Source organism: Trinickia violacea (genome assembly GCF_005280735.1).
In the GTDB taxonomy this organism is placed as follows: domain Bacteria; phylum Pseudomonadota; class Gammaproteobacteria; order Burkholderiales; family Burkholderiaceae; genus Trinickia_A; species Trinickia_A violacea.
The window spans coordinates 877,319-895,878 of sequence record NZ_CP040078.1 but is presented as its reverse complement, the minus strand read 5'-3'; the positions used below and the strand labels follow the sequence as shown (position 1 = coordinate 895,878).

Sequence of the window (18,560 nt, the reverse complement as noted above, 5' to 3'; positions counted from 1 at the left end):
AAATTTCTCCCTGCCAGCGCGCGCGGCATAAGGCTGGCCAAAGTATTCCAAATCGCGCCTAACTGGCAGTCGCACTCGGGAAGAGCTAAGTGGGTGGGCGTCGCAATGCCTGCAAGCTCACCGACTTCTCAAACATGGATTTATTCGTGTTCGCAAAAAGCGGCAAACTTGGCTCGCCGCTATGTCGAGAAGATACAGCGCTCATCGTGCTTCAATTCCGCAGCCATTTATACGAACGTGCGGCAGTTGCTTCTTGATCTTAGTCACTTTTTTTCCGCGCGCACGACATTATTTGCGCCAGCGCCGCTTTTCGCTAGTTAGACCATTCAGATCATCGGTAAGACTATATTTTTGCTTAATTCATGGCAGTGGCCCGCTTTCCCCTCGCAGCGTCCCTATTGGACGCAACTTACGTAAGCGCGATGCGAATTGTGATACGGACCGCCCCGTCCGTCTGTCAACTGCACGATGTCATGAAGCCGGTGCCCGCCAAAAGTCGAAGTCCAATACCCAAGCTGTCCTCCCCACCCGTACATGCCCCCGGGATAGCGGGTGTCGTCCTTGGAAGCGACGATCGCGTAGCCGCCGTTGGGATGTTCTGGGCCGTTGGCGTAGCCGACCAGCGCTTTGAGCTCGTCGCTCGACGGCAAGCGCATGTGGCGATCGAGGCAATAGTGAACGGCCTCGTCGTAGGTATAGCCGCCTACCGAGGTACCGCTGAATGAATCGCGCTTGACTGGGCGGCCCAAGCCGGCTTTGCCGCCTGGCCCCTCTTGCGCGCCAGGCGGGCTGAAACAACGAGGCGTGCTCAGCACGAGGTCCGTACCGCCCGCTACCGGGTACTTGCCGGCCGGCATGCAAATGCTGCCGGCCGGAGGGTCAGGGAGCTGCGCATGCGCGCGGTCCGGCGCAACGGCCAGCATCAGCGAGACACATCCCACCATCAGCGCCCCTGCCGCGTGCGCATCGCGCGCATTCGTAGTCCTGGCTGTGTCGGCGAGCCCGACGAAACTGAATTTGCCCATAGCCTGCGCTCCGGTATCCAGGGCTGCACTGGCTGCAACCGCAGTCCCGCAGATTCAGGCTAATGGGTACGCGTGGAAATCGAAATAGGACTTTGGTCCATCAACGCAGACGATTCATTTGACAACGTTCATACGCAGCGCTTCGCCGCCCGCGACGATCGCGAGCAACCGGTCGACGTTCGGATGCGCGCCCGGACGGTTGCGCGCGTCGGCCGTGTGCTCGGCGAACACCGCGAGGCCGTGCTCGGCGGCCTTGGCGTCGAGCGTGCCGAACGCCTCCCGCAGATAGTGATACACCGCGAGCGAGCCCTGTTTGCCCGGCTTGTTCTCGATGCTCGCCACCACGGCGCCGTTGCCGTCGACCAGATCGATGCGTTCGATACCGTCGATGCCCGGCAGTTGGGCGAGGTTGTCCTTGAATACGTTGCTCGGTTGAATCATTGAAAACACTCCAATCGTTCGGGAAGTTGCTTGGCGAGCCGCATCTTATCCGATTGGGCACGGCGCCGCGCCGCTGGAATCGCGGGAATGGCCTTGGCGGTGCTCGAAACGGGTACCGCTCATACCAGTACTCGAGGTTGTCTTGTTCGCCGCGACCGGCGTTGCAACAATCGTGGCGACACTTTACGGGGGCAGTGAACCATGCGGATTTCCTTCTTGCACACGATAGACGCCAACCAAGCCATATTCGAGCAGGCAGCCAACGATCTCGGGCTCTCGGCCGAGCATCTTCATCATGAGGTTCGAGCGGACCTGCGCGTGGCCGTGCAGCTGGCGGGCGGCATCACCAGCGAACTGAGGCAGGCGATCACGCGCTGTCTCCTGGATTTGTCTGCTGAGGCCGACGCCGTCGTCGTCACCTGCGCCACGCTGGGTCCAGCCGTAGACGGCCTCCCTCATTTTCCCATCCCGATCGTGCGGGCCGATGCCGCGTTGGCTTCGGCGGCTGCGAAAGCCGGCGGCAGCGTTGTCGTGTTGTGTGCGGCGGAATCCGCTATCGAATCCACGCGGCGGTTGTTCGAAACGTTTACAGCCGCCGCGAACCAGGGTCCCGTCACGGTCGTTCACGTCCCGCGCGTATGGGCGCTTTTTAGCGGTGGAGACTTCGATGCCTGCCTCGCCGAAACCGCACGGGCAGCCGAGCGGGCCTACGATATCGGCGCAACGGTGGTCGCCTTTGCCCACCCATGGATGGCGCCGGCCGTGTCGCTGATTCGCGCGGGGCACGTGGCGCTCGATAGCCCCCGTGCCGCGCTGCGGGCGGTCATGCAATAACGACGCATCCGGGGGCAGCGTAAAAGTCTCGCCGCCCCTCATTCAATCTGAAACGTTGCGATCGGCAGCGATCTTGTCGGCGAACCACGCTTTCAGCGATTGCACGCCTGGGGGCGGCTCATCCGTTTCGGGGTGGACGAGATAGTATCCAGTCGGCAAGGGAAGCGCCTTGTCGAACGGCTCGACAAGCGAACCGTCCACCAGCTCGGCTTCGACCAGAATGGCGCTCGTCAGGACCACCCCCTGCGCGCTAACAGCCGCTTCAATCGCCATCAGCGACTGATCGAATTGAATGCCGGCGATCGCCTCGATCCGCGCATCGGCAAGACTGCTGAAGCGCGCCAGCCAGGCCGGCCAGTGAGGATGCAGCGTGTTGTGCAGCAGCGTCGCCGATTGAAGGTCTTCGGGCCGCTTCAATTTCCATTTCTTCGCGTAAGCCGGGCTGCAATAGACACGCGCCTCGTCGGCGCAAAGCCGTTGCACCGAAAGCTGCGGGTCGACGCCATTGAAATACCGCACGGCGAGGTCGACCGCATCGAGCTCGAAATCGACGAGGCTGGTCGACGTCGATAGGCTCAGCGCGATGCCCGGGTGCGCCTGCAGCAAGTCCGCCATGCGCGGCGCAAACCACTTGGCGGCGAAGCTCGGCGGCATCGAAAGCCGCAAGCCCTTGTTCTGGCGTTCCCGCAAGCGGCGGCTCGCATGGATGATCTCCGCGAGCGCAGGCTGGATTCGAGCGAAATACGCGCGGCCTTCGGCCGTCGGCGCCACCTGCCTGACCTGCCGCACGAACAGCGCGACGCCGAGCCACTCTTCGAGCTTCTGGATCTGCTGGCCGACCGCGCCGGGGGTCACGCTCAGCTCTTCGGCAGCTAGAGTAAAACTACCTAGCCGCATCGCGGCCTCCAGCGATACCAAGGCTTTTAAAGGAGGAATCGGTCTCATGGCGTAGTTTCTCTATAGCATCGAGGGACATTAAATCGTTTGTACCGCATCGGTGCCGTCACGACAATGAAGACACGAAACTTTCTTCAGAGTCATTGCCGTGAATCCCGCCTACCTCGCCTTCGCCGCGCTCGGCCTCATCTGGGGCACCAATTTCATGTTCATGAAGTGGGCGAGCGTCGACATTTCCGCCAGCCAGATCGTCTTTCTCCGCGTGCTGTTCGGCTTCGTGCCGATACTGGCTTTCGCGCTCCTCACCCGGGCGCTCAAATGGCGCCATCTGAAGCACGCGCATCATTTCTTCGTGATGTCGCTGCTCGCGACCGCCGTCTACTACTACGCGTTTGCGAAGGGCGCGGCGCTGCTGCTGTCCAGCGTGGCGGGCATGTTGAGCGGCGCGATTCCGCTGTTTTCGTTCGTTTGCGCATGGGCGCTGTTGCGGCAGGAGCGGCCGACCGGGCGGATGATCGCCGGCATCCTCGTGGGGTTCGCCGGCGTGCTGATGATCGCGCAACCGTGGAATGCGCACGGTGCGGGGATCAATCTGCTCGGCGTGCTCTACATGGTCGCCGGCTCGCTGAGCGTCGGATGCTCGTTCGTGTACGCGCGGCGCTTCCTCTCCGGCCTCGATCTCTCGCCGCTCGCTTTATCGACCTGGCAAATCGGCTTTGCGCTTGTCGTGCTCAGTTGCGTCACCGATTTCCATGGCATGACGCGCGTGACCGGCGATACGCGCGCGTTTGCCGGCCTCGTGCTCGGGCTCGGTTTGTCGGGCACGGGCGTGGCCTACATCCTCTATTATTTCATCGTCGGACAGCTAGGCGCGCTCGCGGCTTCGAGCGTGACGTATATCCCGCCGGTGGTCGCCTTGCTCATGGGCTTGACGATCGCGCACGAACCGATGCGGCCGCTCGATCTGGCGGCAATGGCGGCGATTCTCGGCGGTGTTTATCTGCTGCAAAGCCGTAGGCAAGCCGGGGCCGCACAAGCCAACTTTGTATCGCCACGTATCGGCAAAGCGCGCTGAAACACGCGTATACACACACCGCCCTTCCGCGACACATTCGGGATACGTTCGCACGCTCCAATACCGTCCGTAGCAAGGTCAGCACCGCATCAATGTGCATAAGCACTATTAACGCAACGGATAGGTGGACGATATGACGACGAAACCCATCACTGATATTCCCTTTCCCCAATCGCCGTCTCGCCGCCGTTTTGTCGGCGTGGCGGCCGCAACCGTCGCCGCGGGCACTTTAAGTCAGCTCGCTTTTGCGGATACCAAACAGGCAATTACGGAAGTCGCCTCAGCGGCAGGCGGCGATAAAACCGCTATTCGTCCGCTTCGCGTGCATGTGCCCGAATCGCAACTGATCGACTTGCGACGCCGCATCAAAGCGACGCGTTGGCCCGACCGGGAGACCGTCACCGACGACTCGCAAGGCGTGCCGCTCGCGATGATGCAGGAAGTCGCGCGCCACTGGTCGACCGATTACGACTGGCGCAAGTGCGAGGCGAAACTGAACGCCCTGCCGAATTTCGTGACCGAAATCGACGGACTCGATATTCACTTCATCCACGTTCGCTCGAAACACGAGAACGCGATGCCGCTCATCGTCACGCACGGATGGCCCGGCTCGATCATCGAGCAGTTCAAGATCATCGGCCCGCTGACCAATCCCACAGCTTATGGTGCAAGCGCGTCGGACGCTTTTCATCTGGTCATTCCGTCTTTGCCGGGCTACGGATTTTCGGGCAAGCCCACCGAGACCGGCTGGGGTCCGGAGCGCACCGCGCGTGCCTGGGTCGTTCTGATGAAGCGCTTGGGATACGAGAAATTCGCGGCGCAGGGCGGCGATCTGGGTGGGGTGGTCGCGAACGTGATGGCCAAGCAGGCGCCGCCGGAATTGCTCGGCATCCACGTCAACTTCCCTGCAACGATACCGCCTGAGATCGTCAAGGCGCTTCAGGACGGCGACCCGCCTCCCTCCGGCCTCTCGGACGACGAAAAGCACGCTTACGAGCAATTGAGCAGTGCGGCCAAGAAGCGCCGCGCCTACATCGCGGAGCAAAGCACGCGCCCGCAAACGCTGTATGGATTGGCGGACTCGCCTATCGGCCTGGCAAGCTGGATGCTCGATCACGGCGACGGTTATATTCAGCCTGCGGCGGCACTGACCTCGGCCGTGTACGGGCGCGACGTCAACGGGGAATCGTCGGGTGCGATGACGCGCGACGACGTCCTCGACGACATCACGCTCTACTGGTTGACGAACACCGGCGTTTCCGCGGCGCGCTTCTATTGGGAGTCGCACCTCAACTTTACCGCCGCCGCCGATGTGTCCGTCCCGGCCGCCGTGAGCGTCTTTCCGCGCGAGAACTATCAGGCCCCGCGCAGTTGGACTGAGCGGGCGTATCACAACCTCATCTACTACAACAGGCTCGATAAAGGCGGGCACTTTGCGGCGTGGGAGCAACCGCAATTGTTTGCCGAGGAGGTTCGCGCGGGGTTGAGATCGCTGCGCACTTGATGGCTATTCGTGCGTTGCCGAAGGGCAACGCACGCGCCCCGGTCCAATCGTCGCGAGAAGTCGGGATAGGTCACCCGATCTTGGACGCGTGTCCCGCTACGGTTCCTGCTGGTCCCGATTGGCATCCGCCAACACCGCACGCGACGTGTCGCCGAGCAAATATCGCGCACCGCTCCCGCGCCGCCGGGCAACATCGCCAGGGTTGTAGAGAGAACACGACTTCAACGATAAACAACCGCATCCCACGCACGAAGCAAGCTGATCGCGCAATGCGATGAGACCGTCAATCCGCTCTTGAAGCAGTGGCTGCCACGCGCGCGAGAGACGTTGCCAATCCTGCTTGGTGGGCGTGCGCTGCCCAGGCAAGGTTTCGAGCGCAGAACGAATCTCCGCCAGATTCAGCCCGACGGCCTGCGCGGCACGAATGAACCCGACCCGGCGGAGAGCGTCCCTTCGATACTGACGTTGACCGCCATCCGTTCGAGTGCTGCTGATCAAGCCCTCTTCCTCATAGAAACGAATCGCACTCGCCGCCACGCCCGAGCGCTTCGCGAGTTCTCCAATGGAAATGACCGCTTCTTTCATGGCGCACCCCACAATCTTCACTTGCCTTCAAGCTTACTTGAACTTTTACAATGGGTTGTGCTTTTGAATTCGAGGATTGGGAAATGCTAAAGGAAGGTACGGCTCTCAAGCTGCACGAGCTCCTAGATGCCAATGCACGCTTCGATTTGGCGGCTCGAGGGACGACGAATCATTGCCCAATGGCGCTTGTCGCGTTGGCTGAAATGGGGGCATCGCCGGCTCGACTTCAGGAATTCTTCGATATGTGGGAGCGCGAATACGCGTTAAGCGCTCCGCCAGTCGGCACCATCATCGACCGCCGCGAATGGGCGAGCCATTTAGGCAATACCGCTGCATTCGGCGCCTTACGCCTCTGCTTCCTGGATTGGATGGCCGACGACGATCCCGATATGGTCATCGCTACCGTACTGAAAGAAGTGCCGTTCGCGCCGGCAACGGGCGCCTTTCATGCACTGATCCGCCTGGCTTACGGTATCGAGGCAGCACATCGCGGCGAGATCGCCGCGGGCCTGGCGGCATTGATTTCGTCGCATCTACCCATTGATGTCTCTTTCGCCGAGAGGCCAGCAGCAGAAAGCGCCGATGCGGCGTTTGTCCATGTCGCCTGTGCGATGGGCGACGATCTCGCGCAAGGCAACTCGATCACCGCACGGTTGCGCGCTGTTGCGGGCGATGTCCGGTTCAGGCGGGCAATCCTTGCGCCCCCGGTTACCTCGTCCTTGCTGGACGATATCGCGCGAGCCGCGATTGCCGCGTACTGGCGTACGCCGGATTTCACCGTGCTTCACACGGTGACCGCCGCGCACGCGGCGCGTACCCTGTTCGCCCGGCTAGACGATTCTCTCGTCGAGCCATTGCTGCCCGGCTTGTGGGTTGCGCTTTGCGCGGCTTACGCAACAGTGCGAAAGCCTTTGGACGTCGAAGCGATTACGCCAGACATCGATGCCGGGTGGAACGAGGTATGCCAGCGGGCAATGGTTTCGAACGACGATCACGTGATCAAGATGACATACACCTGTCTTTGCGAGAACCGTCGCGAACCATCGCCGCTATATCTCGCCTCAGCAGCACGAGCGGTGGGCATGGGCTGAGCGAACTATCGGCCGAGCACTGACTTGATCAACGTTTAGCGGATCAGGCCCCGCGTCGAACGCGATAGGAAATCGTAGAAGGGTCGAACTTCGGGTTGAGCCTCGGCAATCCGGGCGATTTCCGGCTTCGCCTCCTCCAGCGTCTTTCCGCTTCGATATAGCACCTTATAGGCTTCGCGAATCGCTTGAATCGCGTCCTTGCTGAAGCCGCGACGCTCGAGCCCGATGGTGTTCACACCCTTTGGAGAAGCGTGATTGCCTTGTGCTATCACATAGGGCGGCACATCTTGAGCAATGCCCGAGCAACCGCCCACCATGACATGCGCCCCAATGGAACAGAATTGGTGAACCGCGCACATGCCGCCAACGATCACATAGTCGTCTAGCGTGACATGGCCGGCGAGTGTCGCGTTATTCGCCAAGATGCAATGATCGGCCACCACGCAGTCGTGTGCGACGTGAGCGTTGACCATCAGGAGGTTGTCGTTGCCGACCTTCGTGAGTCCGCCGCCTTGAACCGTTCCCCGGTGGATCGTGACGCTCTCACGTATTCTGTTGCGATCGCCTATTTCGACGAAGGTTGCCTCGCCGGCATACTTGAGATCCTGATTCTCTTCCCCAATCGTGGCAAAAGGATAGACAGTGTTGTCTCGGCCGATGCGGGTGTGTCCGCTCACGACGACATGCGCCTTAAGGACCGTTCCCTCGCCAATCTCGACGTTGCCTTCTATGCAGCAATACGGCCCAATGCGGACGCGCGCGCCGATCACCGCGCCTTCTTCAATAATCGCACTGGGATGAATGACAGCAGTTTCGTGAATCACGGGTCAAGTCCTTATCGTTATCGATGGATGCGATGGCTAGGGACAATGCCAACGCGTGACCCGCTTATCTTAACGAAGCGTCGCGCCGCAACGCATTACCTTCAATTTCCTTTCAATTGCAGAGCGTCGAAATCGGCAAGTCTCACGGCGCCCGCAGTTCACGGACCCCCTTACCTAGCCGCCGCCGCAGTAGCGTGCGCAAAGTGACACCATCTGCGTAGCCGACTTGCTCGGCGATGCGATCCACGCTGTCCTTGCTCGTTTTCAGCAGATGAACGGCGCGCTCGACCCGCAGATCCTGTATGTACTCGACGGGCGTCTTACCGAGCACCTCATTCAGGCGTCGCGTCAAGGTCCGCGTGCTTGTCGCCAATACATCCGCGACGTCGTCGAGTGCGATTGCCGTGTCGAGGTGCTCGCGCACCCAGCGGTCGAAACGTTCGACGAGCGGGTCCGAATGGGCCAAGTGGTCGGAGATCGCAAAGGCGGACTGCGACGGCCGCGAATCGAATACAAGGTACTTGCCTACGAGCGCCGCAAGCTCGGGGCTGTTGTTGCGGATCAGCCAGAGCGCAAGGTCGAGATGGCTCAGAGCGGCCCCTGCCGTCACTGTGTTGCCGCTGGGAACGACGATGCGATGCGCGTCCAGGTGCACGTCGGGGTAACGCTGCCGGAACACCGGCGAGAGCCACCAGGTGGTCGTGGCTTCGAGCCCATTGAGCAAGCCGCTTTCGGCCAGCACGAAGGTACCCGTGCAGGCGGCCCCGATATGAGCGCCGGCACCGTGCCACGAGCGCAATGCACCGAGCGCATCGATCACGTCGGCCCGACCGAGCGAAGGCACGAGCAGGTCCGTTGTCGTCCTGTTGATCGCCGGTACGACGACCCAATCCGGCGCAGGGGCGTCTGCCACATCGCGGACGGGCACCTGCAGCCCAAGCGCGGTGCGCACCTCCGGTCGCATCCCGGCCACGGTGATCTCGAAGTCCGGTATGGCGATCCCCGTCGCGCGCGCAAGCTCGTTGGCCGTCATCAAGGCATCGAGCACGATGGTGAGGCCCGTGTCGAACACACCTTCGAGTGCCAGAACAAAAATCCTCATGGCGGAATCGCTATCAAAATTGTCGATTCAGACAGTGTTCTCCAGCCTGCTCAGTTTGTAAAGTGCGTTCATCGCGTGGCCCTTCACGCGAATACAGGAGAACGCAGATGATCAAGCACGCTTTATTTGTGAAACTGGAAGCCAAGCCCGGTAAGGAGCAGGCGGTAGCGGACTTTCTTGCCGACGGCTTGGAAATGACGAATCAGGAGGCAACGACGCCGATCTGGTTCGCCCTCAGGCTGTCGCCGAACACGTTCGGTGTCTTCGACGCTTTTGCGAGTGAAGAGGATCGCCAGGCGCACCTCGCCGGCAACATGGCACAGAGCCTGATGGCGCGGGTCGAAGAGATGCTGGCACGCCCGCCGGCGGTCGAGGCGTTCGACGTTCTGGCCATGAAAAACGTACTGGCCTGACACCCCTAGACAAGCATATTCGAAAGTCATTGTGGAGATTAAAATGTTCGCACTGCGAAAGAGTATTTTCATTGCCGTCATGGCTGCCATGGGCAGCACGATGGCCCACGCCGAGACTGGAACGGCGGCCAAAGAAATCGTCATTGTTCACGGCGCGCTCGTGGACGGCTCGGGCTGGCGCGGCGTCTACGACATCCTCTCGAAAGACGGCTACCACGTGAGTATCGTGCAAGAACCGCTGACGAGCCTCGACGAGGACGTCGACGCGACCAAACGCGTCATCGATCGGCTGCCGGGCCCGGTCGTGCTCGTCGGTCATAGCTATGGCGGCTCCGTGATCACGGACGCAGGCGCCGACCCGAAGGTCAGCGCACTCGTCTATGTCGCCGCACTCCAACCCGACAAAGGAGAAGCCACCGGTCAACTCTTGCAGAAGTTTGCCGCGCCGAACGATGCCATGCGCGCCTCGCCGGATAAGTACTTCTACATCCCGCCGGCGAGATTCCGCGAAACCTACGCGCAGGATCTTCCGCCTTCAGACGCGCAATTCCTGGCGGACTCGCAGCAGCCACTTGCGCAGAAAGCCGTGGCAGCCCCATTGCCTGTCGCGGCATGGCGAAGCAAGCCTAGCTATGCGGTGCTGACCACTCAGGATCGTGTCGTGAGCCCTCAGCTTCAGCGCTGGATGTATCAACGCTCGGGCGCCAAGGTTACCGAAGTGAGCGCAGGCCACGCTGTCTATATCTCGCATCCTGACGAGGTCGCTCGAGTCATCGAGGCTGCCGCAAAGTAGACCGGCGTAGACGCCAGAGCGTGCTGTCCGCAGCCTCGCGCACACCGGGACATAACCCGGGCGCGGGGTCGCGCGAATAGCGCCATGAACCCACCACGGAAGTCGCTCCCATGCTTTTACTGATCCTTGCTTACCTGGGCGGGGTACTCACCATTCCGAGTCCCGGCATCCTGCGCGTGCTGCCGTTCGTATTTGCTCGCACAGACCGGCCGTTCGCACGTAATGGACAGCCCATGCCGGCCGGCAAGGCGCTCACCTTCGCCGCCATGAAGCGCGTGCTTGGCGCCGGCGAATTGGCGCGCTGCATTTTGGGCGTGCTCGCGCTCGCGCGGGTAGCCGCCATTGCGCTCGGGCTGGATACTCATCTGCTGACACGAATGTCGCTGGAGAGTGCCGGCGTAATTGAACAGAAGCTGATCGACGCGGTACATCTCGTCGGCCCCGTGCAGGCCGCAGCCAGAGCCGTGGGTGCGCTGCCCTACGTACGCAGCTGGGCCGGCAATTTTAAGGATCACGGCCTCGTGGTGATCGGCGTGCACGCACCCGAGTTCGCCTTCGAGAAGGATCCGCAAAACGTCACGCAGGCCGTGAAGGGTCTGGGCGTCGACTACATCGTCCGCGATACTGACCACTCAACGGGCGCGGCACTCACCAGCCCGCTCCCGGAAGCATCGGGGCGATGAGCGCCTAGCATCCTTTGAAAACGCACAACGCATGGATGCTGGCAAACGCTGCCGGCAAGCTCATTGACCGGGCGAACCGTTCAATATACCGATGCCATACCCGGTGGTCGGTGCTTGAAACGTCGGTGCACCCAGTAATACTGCTCGGGAAATTTAACGACCTGTTCCTCAAGGAACGCATTCATGCGACGCGCGTCGACCTCATCGCTCCCCGATGGGAAGTCCAGGAGCGGATCGAAAATGGTCAACTTATACCCTTGATAATTCGGAAGCACCTCAGTCACGAAGGGAACAACCCGCGCACGCCCCAGTCTCGCGAGACGCGAAACAGCCGTGAGCGTGCAGGCGGGAACGCCGAAGAAAGGGACAAACACGGAGTTGTCGACGCCCTGGTCCATATCCGCCGCGAGCATGACCGGTTTGCCGGAACGCAACAATCCCACGATCTTTCTGGCACTTGTCGCGCGCTCGATCATCTCTGCGCCGAATCTGCCGCGTTGCCGCTTGGCCAGGTCGCATAGGGCTGCGCTTGACATACGTGTGTACAGGGAGGCGACGGGGAGGTGCGTCGAGTAAAGCATGCAGCCGACCTCAATGCCCACAAAGTGAAAGCCCATGAAGATGGTGGGCGGGGCTTCTTTGGCATTGAGATCAATTTTGCTTTCGATCTGTACGATATCCTGGATTGACTGCGCACTGCCAAACCACTGGATGCCTCGCTCGAGATAGCTGCGAACAACATGACGAAAGTGATCTCTTGCGAGCTTGTGATGGTCGTCGCTAGTCTTCTCGGGGAAGCAGAGACGCAAGTTCACCAGGACGATATGCTTGCGGCGGCTCGGAAGCACATACAACGCAGTGCCGACAACCATCCCGAGCCTTGCGACAAACTTGTAAGGAAGCACGGAAAGCGTGCGGAGCAACGCCACGATGAGCGCAAGGCTGAGGCGTTCCAAAGGTTGTCCCCTATGTGTGGTGGCGTGGCGGAAAGTGAAGTTAAACGCCAGGCAGGCGACCTTTCCGCTCGATATATCAACCGTGGACCATACAGTGCAAGCGTGATCACCGGGTTACTGAGACGACATGCGAAGTTCGCGAGTATAACGGACGGCCAAGGTTCGACCTACCCCGAAGATTTTGATCGTGAGTATGCGAATGATAATTCCACGCCGAAAGGGGACCTCCGTTCTGCAAAACAGTGGACAGTGGCTTCGGGTCAGTGCGGCCAGAAGGAGACGATCGTTTACCCCGCCGCCCGGACATTCAAACGTCGGCTGTGCACCTAACAAAGAACATCGGCAAGCCTAACGGCATGCGCTCAGAGAGAGGTATCGCTGTCGGCCCGCCGGCGTACGGGAACTCGGTAGGACGAGCACCGGCGGCATGCGCACGAAGACCCACGCCTGCGTTGTGGCAAGCGAGGATCATCGAAACCGCGACCGGATGAGCTCGAGACAAAGTTGTCGGGCATCGATGCGACGCCGACGAATTGGCTGGACGAGAGGGTCCTCAACGCTTTTTTTTCGTATCCACAGAATTCGGCTGCACGCTGGGTGCGACCGATCTGGACGGCGACAAACCGGGCGGCGGCTTTTTCGGCTGCTTCGGTTTCTTTGCTTCGCGATTGCTGCGCAACTGACCTTTTGCCATCACACTACTCCGGTGGTATTGGTGCTCGCCAAAAAGCTCGAGTGTCCAAGCATTGTGCGCTGATTTCAGCTCGCTGTCGCGAAGCGTTTTCAGCGATTCGGCCGGCTGTTACAACTCCGTTCCGAACGTAACGATTTTTCCAAAGTCTAATTTGTAGGATTACGAATTAGTTGAAGTTTCGCGAGACAGAATGGACTTTGCAGTACACCGGAGTTTGTAACGAAGCAACAGCAAAACGGGAACAACCGTGACGAGGTCAAGCATCGGATCTGCGGCGCGCACAGCAAGTTGAGCACGGCAAGCGCAAGTAAGCCGAAGCTTAAAATGACGGCGCCGAACATACATTGGAAACGCCCATTGCGCCTTAAACCACGGAACAGCGCGTCTGACAAGCGTCAGTCGCGAGACTGCTGAAGAGCAGTCAGCAGAAGCCGGCCAAGCGCCGGCTTTTTGTCTGACGTACAAGAAAACTGGCCGGAACCGAAGTGAAGCGGGCGGCCTCCACACGACCGCCGGGCCAGGGAAACACCGAATTGTCCCTGAGGGACAGGAACCGGGCGGGATGGCGGTTTCCGTGAGCGCATCACCTACAATGTAAAGATGGTCGCGACCTGGCAAGGAGGTTGCCATGACTCAGTCAATGATTAGTTTTATGGTCGGCCTGGCGGTCCTATTGGTCGTCGCGTTCATGCTGGCGCAACGTTACATGCACGACCACAAGGGCGACGGGATGGCGCAGTGGCTTGATGCACATCACATGGGTTGGATGCACCGTAAGCATTGACGGCGCGGTCAACGATGCGGTTCCGATCCGCGATATTCGATTGTTCGTTGCATGAAGACCTCGGGTTCCAGCGCCGCCCAAGACGGGAAAGGCCATGGTACTTCTGCCTACGCCTTCAGATGGACATCGCCGGCAGCTTTTGCGACAGCCTTCAACTTCAACAGGACAAATCTCGGAGCAGTACCATGGCCGACATTACCCCCCAAAACACTTTTCGCGGTCTTCCCTTGACGCCGGAGCAGGACGCGGAAGTCAGGCATTACATAAAGAAGAACAAGCAGCGCGGAAAGCCGTGGGACACGCCGGAGTTGACGGCAATGCTTAAGGATATGCTGGAGCCCCCGCGCAACGAAGACGGAGAACCCGGGGCCACTGTCGACGAAACCCGATCGGCCACCGAGCGCGCCACAGCTTCCATCGACGAGGCCATGGAACCCATAGAAGCAAACGAGGAGCGGCATGCGGCCATGGAAACCGAAGGTATGAAGGGACCTAGACGTTGAATCCCGGGCGATGCACTCGTCTGGAAACGAAGCGTTCTGCCTCACGGGAAGTGAAAGAATTCATCGGAGCCTGCAGGCCAAAGGTACGTGCGCGGGGGATTTGAGTGAACTGACGCGTCGAGATAGCGCTTGCATGGCTGTGGTATCGGGCGCATCCTCGGGAAGTGCGATGTGAACGACCGGTGGTTTTGCGTCGACTCCTTGCGATACCCCCGGTCAGCACGGCTCCGCAGAAAGCTCACCACAACGATCCCGCGAGCGAACGTCGAAGCTGCGAACTTTTCGCGTTAACCGGGCCTCACTGTGAGGCTCGATCCGGCTGTTCAGTGCACAAGAGATGCCGTCGGCGGCAAGCCCGCGCGGGTAGTCGTGCGCACCTCCCATAGGGCGGACGACGATGAAATTCGGTCGCCGCGACGGTCCTGCCATTTGAAATTCTTTTTTTGGAACCAGCATGCCAAAGCAAACCGAGCTGAAGTCAGCCACGCCCGTCAGGCAAAGCGACTTCGTTGATGGGCAAAAGGCACGCTCCTTGGCACTGAAGCGCGCGGACATCGAGCGCGCCCAGAAGCGGCAAGAAAATGACGCCCGCATCAATGTCAACGCGAGCAAGTGGCGTTATATCTGTGAAGAGGGTTAGATGGGCAAAAGTGACGTGACACTCAACTTTCCTAATCCCAGTCGCACCTACGACGTTTCCAGACACTGTGTGTGCTTCTGGGGCTACGACAATTCTTCTCGCGAGATTACCTTTCTGGTCGACGATGCGATGCTGGCGAAACTGAACTCTGACATGGGTTCCGGCGAGCCCGCCTTGCTTGCGGCCTTCGACCGCAATCGCGAGCGGATTTTGGCACTCGCCAGAGACCTTTATAAGGGTGGTCCCCAGATCAGGTACACGATCTCGTGAGAAGGGTCTCCATTTGCGCGCACACCCGACGTGCACCTTCTTTCTGACCTGCACTAGCCGTAGGTAGTTGTCTGCTCGCTCGGGACCCGCTAATCGTTCGGGCCGCGCTTCAACGTCGAGCTTATGAATCTGAAAGCCAACGCGACTCATCGCGGACTCAACAGCGCCGCGAACTTGTCGGCGAGCGTTGGGCGGGACCGGTGCGGCCAGATTGCGCTGAGCTCGAAGAACGGCAGCGCATCGCCCTCGCGCACTTCGCACACGCGCACGCCGGCAAACTGAAGCGCCTTCACCGATTGCGGCAGCAATGAAGCTCCACAGCCAGACGCAACACAAGCGAGCACCGTCAGCGACCGATTCGCCTCCTGCACGATATTGGCCTCGCAGCCGAATTTGCGAAACGCGCTAAGGATGCCGGCGCGCACCACCGGCAACTGGCCATGCGGAAACCAAACGAGCCCGATGCGCGCAAGATCCGCGAGGCCCAGCTTGCCGTCGGCACCGAGCGGATGCGATTCGTGCACGACCGCCTGCAGCCGTTCACGCACGATCAGCTTCTCGCGCATTCGCCCGCTCACGGCAACCGGCGTATGGAGCAGGCCAATGTCGATCTCGCCGGATTCAAGCGCGCTAGCCTGCTCGGCGTTGCTCATCTCGCGCAGCGTCAGTTCGACGTTGGGCACCTCGAGGCGCAGTGCCCTGATCGCCTTGGGCATCACCTCGAACAGCGCCGCCGACGCGAAGCCGATCGTGAGTCTCCCGCCACGCTGCGCGCCGATATCACGAGCACGCCTTTCGGCCGCCTCGATTCGCGACACGCTCAGCCGGATGTCCTCGACGATCGCCTCACCAGCTGGCGTGAGCGCCGCGCCGCGGCGCGTTCTCGCAAGGAGCTTCACGCCAAGATCCTGCTCCAACCGCGTGATGGCCTGACTGAGCGCAGGTTGCGCCATGCCGAGGTGGCTGGCCGCGCCGGTGACGCTGCCGGCATCGACGACAGCGAGAAAATACTTGAGCGTGCGGACGGATTCCATATCAAATCGCTATGAAAAAACAACATTTCCATAGTATGCGCGCACTGCCGCCTTTTTTAGAATGACCTGCACCAATCAACAGCGGCCGTCCTGATCCATCATCGGCCGCCGCGCCCAGCGGCGCGCACAAGGAGACGACTATGCGCTGGTATCGGGACATCACGTCCGTCGAAAAGCGAACGCTGTGGAGCTGTTTCGCGGGCTGGGCACTCGACGGCGTCGACACGCAGGTCTTTTCCCTCGTCATTCCGTCGCTGCTGGCGACCTGGAGCATCAGCAAGGGCCAAGCAGGATTGATCGGCGGCGCGACGCTCGTCGCCGGTGCGCTCGGCGGCCTGCTCGCGGGCATTCTGGCTGACCGCGTGGGCCGTGTGCGGGCCCTGCAAATCACCGTCATCTGGTTCTCGCTGTTCACCTTTCTCAGCGCGTTCGCGCAAAGCTTCGACCAGTTGCTGGCGTTGAAGACGCTGCAAGGCATCGGCTTCGGCGGCGAGTGGACGGCTGGCGCCGTGCTCCTCAGCGAGACGATGAACCCGAAGCATCGCGGCAAGGCGATGGGTATCGTGCAGAGCGCATGGGGCTTCGGGTGGGGCGGAGCGGTGCTGCTTTATATGCTGGTCTTTTCGTTCGTGTCGCCGCAATGGGCCTGGCGGGTGCTGTTCGCGATCGGTCTCGCGCCCGCGGTGCTCGTGTTGTACTTGCGCCGCAACATTGTCGAGCCGGCGCGCGAGGCGCAGACCGCGCGCGACGATCGTGGTCAGCGCGGCGTCTTCAGCATTGCCGCCGGTATTTTCGACCCAGCGGTGATTCGCACGACCCTTGTCGGCGCTCTGATCGGACTCGGCGCGCACGGCGGCTATCACGCAATCACCACCTGGCTGCCGACTTACCTCAAGACCGAGCGACACCTGTCGGTGCTGGGTACGGGCGGTTATCTGGCAGTCGTCATCGTCGCGTTCATCGTGGGATGTTTCGTGAGCGCCTGGTTGCAGGACCGCATCGGGCGTCGCTGGAATGTGATCCTCTTTGCGGTTTGCTGCGCGGTGATGGTCAATATCTACACGTTCCTGCCGGTCAGCGACACCACCATGTTGATCCTGAGCTTTCCGCTCGGGCTGTTCTCGGCGGGCATTCCCGCGACGCTCGGCGCCCTCTTCAACGAACTGTATCCGCAAGGCGTGCGCGGCACGGGCGTCGGATTCTGCTACAACTTCGGCCGCATCGCATCAGCCGGCTTTCCGGTGCTGATCGGCCACATGAGCAGTTCGATGTCGCTGGGCGCGGCGCTTGGCATCGACGCGGGCGCGGCTTATGGCCTCGTCGTCATCGCTGCCCTGATGCTGCCCGAGACACGCGGCGCTCGCATGGCGGCCTCTGCGCAAAACGGCACGGTCGCCGAGGCTCCTGCCGCTTCCCGCAGCTGAGTTCGCGCATTCCCGTCGCCGCCCGCTCATCTTCAATCGACTCTCAGGCTAACCGCACGATGGACCTCACTCTGCCCGCAACCGTGGCCGATCCGTTCACTGCCCTCTCCATGAAGAGCGCCGCATGGCTCGCCAGAGAAGAGCCGCGCATCACCGGCATCGACTCGCATGCGCACATCTTCGTGCGGGGGCTGCCCCTCGCCACGCAGCGCCGTCACGCGCCCAACTACGACGCGACGCTCGATCAGTACATCGACCAGCTCGACGGGCACGGCATGTCTCAGGGCGTGCTCGTGCAGCCGAGCTTTCTCGGCGTCGACAACGCGTTTCTCGCGGCGGTGTCGAAGCGATATCCGCGGCGCTTTCGCGGTGTCGCTGTCGTGGACCCGGAAGTCAGCGACGCGGAACTCGAGACCCTGAATGCCGCACATGTCGTCGGGGCGCGCTTGAATCTGATCGGCCTGCCGCTGCCCGGCTTTCAAGAGCGCCGATGGTCGGCGCTCCTGTCGCGGCTCAACGCGCTGCGCTGGCATGTCGAAGTGCAGGCGCACGCGGCCGATCTGCCCTATGTGCTCGACTCGTTGCTCGCGCATCGCTGCACGGTCGTGGTCGATCACTTCGGCCGTCCGGATGCCACGCTCGGCGCGAACGATCCCGGTTTTCGCCATCTGTTGTCGAAGGCATCGTCCGGCGACGTATGGGTCAAGCTCTCCGCAGCCTATCGCAGCGGGGAAGGAACATGCGGCACGGAGAGCGGGATCGCGCTCGCAGGCGCACTGCTCGGCGCATTCGGTGCGCAACGGCTCGTATGGGGCAGCGACTGGCCGCATACGCAGCATCGTCACCTGATCGACTACGCCGCAGCCGCAAACGCGCTGCAACAGTGGATTCCCGACGAAGCCACCAGGCGGACGATTCTTACGACGTCGGCAGCGAATCTGTTTCGTTTCTAGACTTGAGCCGTTAGCACCGCAATCGACTGCCCGCC

At 61.1% G+C, this 18,560-nt stretch carries 21 protein-coding genes and 1 pseudogene; 13 read left to right on the top strand and 9 right to left on the bottom strand.

From position 1 onward, the window contains the following. Window positions 1-395: 395 nt before the first annotated feature. Window positions 396-1,025 carry an Lcl C-terminal domain-containing protein gene (locus FAZ95_RS26085; RefSeq protein ID WP_137335395.1) on the bottom strand — a complete coding sequence of 210 codons (630 nt, stop codon included), beginning with the start codon at window positions 1,023-1,025 and terminating at the stop codon, window positions 396-398. 114 nt (window positions 1,026-1,139) lie between these two features. Continuing rightward, a complete protein-coding gene (locus FAZ95_RS26080) occupies window positions 1,140-1,466 on the bottom strand; it encodes a DUF2322 family protein (RefSeq protein ID WP_137335394.1) in 327 nt (108 codons plus the stop codon). Window positions 1,467-1,667: 201 nt separating this feature from the next. Here FAZ95_RS26080 and FAZ95_RS26075 point away from each other — a divergent pair, with 201 nt between their 5' ends. Next, window positions 1,668-2,300: an arylsulfatase gene (locus FAZ95_RS26075; protein ID WP_137335393.1), complete on the top strand. Its 633-nt coding sequence runs from the start codon at window positions 1,668-1,670 to the stop codon at window positions 2,298-2,300. A gap of 42 nt (window positions 2,301-2,342) precedes the next feature. Here the strand turns inward: FAZ95_RS26075 and FAZ95_RS26070 are convergent, their stop codons facing one another. Further along, a complete protein-coding gene (locus FAZ95_RS26070) occupies window positions 2,343-3,245 on the bottom strand; it encodes a LysR substrate-binding domain-containing protein (protein ID WP_137335392.1) in 903 nt (300 codons plus the stop codon). A gap of 100 nt (window positions 3,246-3,345) precedes the next feature. Here FAZ95_RS26070 and FAZ95_RS26065 point away from each other — a divergent pair, with 100 nt between their 5' ends. Then, window positions 3,346-4,272, top strand: a complete 927-nt coding sequence (locus tag FAZ95_RS26065; RefSeq protein ID WP_137335391.1) for a DMT family transporter — start codon at window positions 3,346-3,348, stop codon at window positions 4,270-4,272. Window positions 4,273-4,405: 133 nt separating this feature from the next. Further along, entirely contained in the window at window positions 4,406-5,776 is a 1,371-nt protein-coding gene (locus tag FAZ95_RS26060; RefSeq protein ID WP_175425766.1) for an epoxide hydrolase family protein, read from the top strand. Between the two features lie 96 nt (window positions 5,777-5,872). Here the strand turns inward: FAZ95_RS26060 and soxR are convergent, their stop codons facing one another. Further along, a complete protein-coding gene (gene soxR, locus FAZ95_RS26055; RefSeq protein ID WP_137335390.1) occupies window positions 5,873-6,361 on the bottom strand; it encodes a redox-sensitive transcriptional activator SoxR in 489 nt (162 codons plus the stop codon). 83 nt (window positions 6,362-6,444) lie between these two features. Between soxR and FAZ95_RS26050 the strand changes: the two genes are divergently transcribed. Continuing rightward, window positions 6,445-7,452, top strand: a complete 1,008-nt coding sequence (locus FAZ95_RS26050; RefSeq protein ID WP_137335389.1) for a questin oxidase family protein — start codon at window positions 6,445-6,447, stop codon at window positions 7,450-7,452. A gap of 35 nt (window positions 7,453-7,487) precedes the next feature. On the opposite strand, the gene lpxA is transcribed toward FAZ95_RS26050, so the two are convergent. Together lpxA and FAZ95_RS26040 are read right to left on the bottom strand one after the other, a co-directional pair. Next, the gene (gene lpxA, locus FAZ95_RS26045; protein ID WP_217497490.1) at window positions 7,488-8,273 is read right to left on the bottom strand and encodes an acyl-ACP--UDP-N-acetylglucosamine O-acyltransferase; all 786 of its coding nucleotides are present in this window, start codon (window positions 8,271-8,273) and stop codon (window positions 7,488-7,490) included. Between the two features lie 145 nt (window positions 8,274-8,418). Next, window positions 8,419-9,378 (bottom strand): GlxA family transcriptional regulator, encoded by a 960-nt coding sequence (locus FAZ95_RS26040; RefSeq protein ID WP_137335387.1) that lies wholly within the window; start codon window positions 9,376-9,378, stop codon window positions 8,419-8,421. A gap of 107 nt (window positions 9,379-9,485) precedes the next feature. Here FAZ95_RS26040 and FAZ95_RS26035 point away from each other — a divergent pair, with 107 nt between their 5' ends. The 3 genes and pseudogenes from FAZ95_RS26035 to FAZ95_RS40905 all read left to right on the top strand — a co-directional run. Next, window positions 9,486-9,791, top strand: coding sequence for a putative quinol monooxygenase (locus FAZ95_RS26035; RefSeq protein ID WP_137335386.1), 306 nt, complete (start codon window positions 9,486-9,488; stop codon window positions 9,789-9,791). A 43-nt stretch (window positions 9,792-9,834) separates the two neighbouring features. Beyond that, entirely contained in the window at window positions 9,835-10,584 is a 750-nt protein-coding gene (locus FAZ95_RS26030; protein ID WP_137335385.1) for an alpha/beta fold hydrolase, read from the top strand. A 110-nt stretch (window positions 10,585-10,694) separates the two neighbouring features. Beyond that, a pseudogene (locus FAZ95_RS40905) lies at window positions 10,695-10,940 on the top strand (cytochrome c biogenesis protein DipZ); the annotation flags it as partial. Between the two features lie 407 nt (window positions 10,941-11,347). Here the strand turns inward: FAZ95_RS40905 and FAZ95_RS26020 are convergent. Together FAZ95_RS26020 and FAZ95_RS39515 are read right to left on the bottom strand one after the other, a co-directional pair. Beyond that, window positions 11,348-12,223 carry a lipid A biosynthesis lauroyl acyltransferase gene (locus FAZ95_RS26020; RefSeq protein ID WP_137335384.1) on the bottom strand — a complete coding sequence of 292 codons (876 nt, stop codon included), beginning with the start codon at window positions 12,221-12,223 and terminating at the stop codon, window positions 11,348-11,350. Between the two features lie 553 nt (window positions 12,224-12,776). Then, on the bottom strand, window positions 12,777-12,917 hold the full coding sequence (locus tag FAZ95_RS39515; protein WP_175425765.1) for a hypothetical protein: 141 nt from the start codon (window positions 12,915-12,917) through the stop codon (window positions 12,777-12,779). A 628-nt stretch (window positions 12,918-13,545) separates the two neighbouring features. Here FAZ95_RS39515 and FAZ95_RS39510 point away from each other — a divergent pair. From FAZ95_RS39510 to FAZ95_RS26005, 4 genes are all read left to right on the top strand, one after another. After that, a complete protein-coding gene (locus FAZ95_RS39510) occupies window positions 13,546-13,701 on the top strand; it encodes a hypothetical protein (RefSeq protein ID WP_175425764.1) in 156 nt (51 codons plus the stop codon). A 185-nt stretch (window positions 13,702-13,886) separates the two neighbouring features. After that, window positions 13,887-14,204, top strand: coding sequence for a hypothetical protein (locus tag FAZ95_RS26015; RefSeq protein WP_137335383.1), 318 nt, complete (start codon window positions 13,887-13,889; stop codon window positions 14,202-14,204). Between the two features lie 454 nt (window positions 14,205-14,658). Then, the gene (locus FAZ95_RS26010; RefSeq protein ID WP_137335382.1) at window positions 14,659-14,844 is read left to right on the top strand and encodes a hypothetical protein; all 186 of its coding nucleotides are present in this window, start codon (window positions 14,659-14,661) and stop codon (window positions 14,842-14,844) included. Further along, window positions 14,845-15,114, top strand: a complete 270-nt coding sequence (locus FAZ95_RS26005) for a DUF1488 family protein (protein WP_137335381.1) — start codon at window positions 14,845-14,847, stop codon at window positions 15,112-15,114. 146 nt (window positions 15,115-15,260) lie between these two features. Here FAZ95_RS26005 and FAZ95_RS26000 read toward each other — a convergent pair whose 3' ends face one another. Next, window positions 15,261-16,148, bottom strand: coding sequence for a LysR family transcriptional regulator (locus FAZ95_RS26000; RefSeq protein WP_137335380.1), 888 nt, complete (start codon window positions 16,146-16,148; stop codon window positions 15,261-15,263). A 140-nt stretch (window positions 16,149-16,288) separates the two neighbouring features. Here FAZ95_RS26000 and FAZ95_RS25995 point away from each other — a divergent pair, with 140 nt between their 5' ends. Next, window positions 16,289-17,572 carry an MFS transporter gene (locus FAZ95_RS25995; RefSeq protein WP_137335379.1) on the top strand — a complete coding sequence of 428 codons (1,284 nt, stop codon included), beginning with the start codon at window positions 16,289-16,291 and terminating at the stop codon, window positions 17,570-17,572. A 59-nt stretch (window positions 17,573-17,631) separates the two neighbouring features. Next, window positions 17,632-18,525 carry an amidohydrolase family protein gene (locus tag FAZ95_RS25990; RefSeq protein WP_137335378.1) on the top strand — a complete coding sequence of 298 codons (894 nt, stop codon included), beginning with the start codon at window positions 17,632-17,634 and terminating at the stop codon, window positions 18,523-18,525. Window positions 18,526-18,560: the final 35 nt, after the last annotated feature.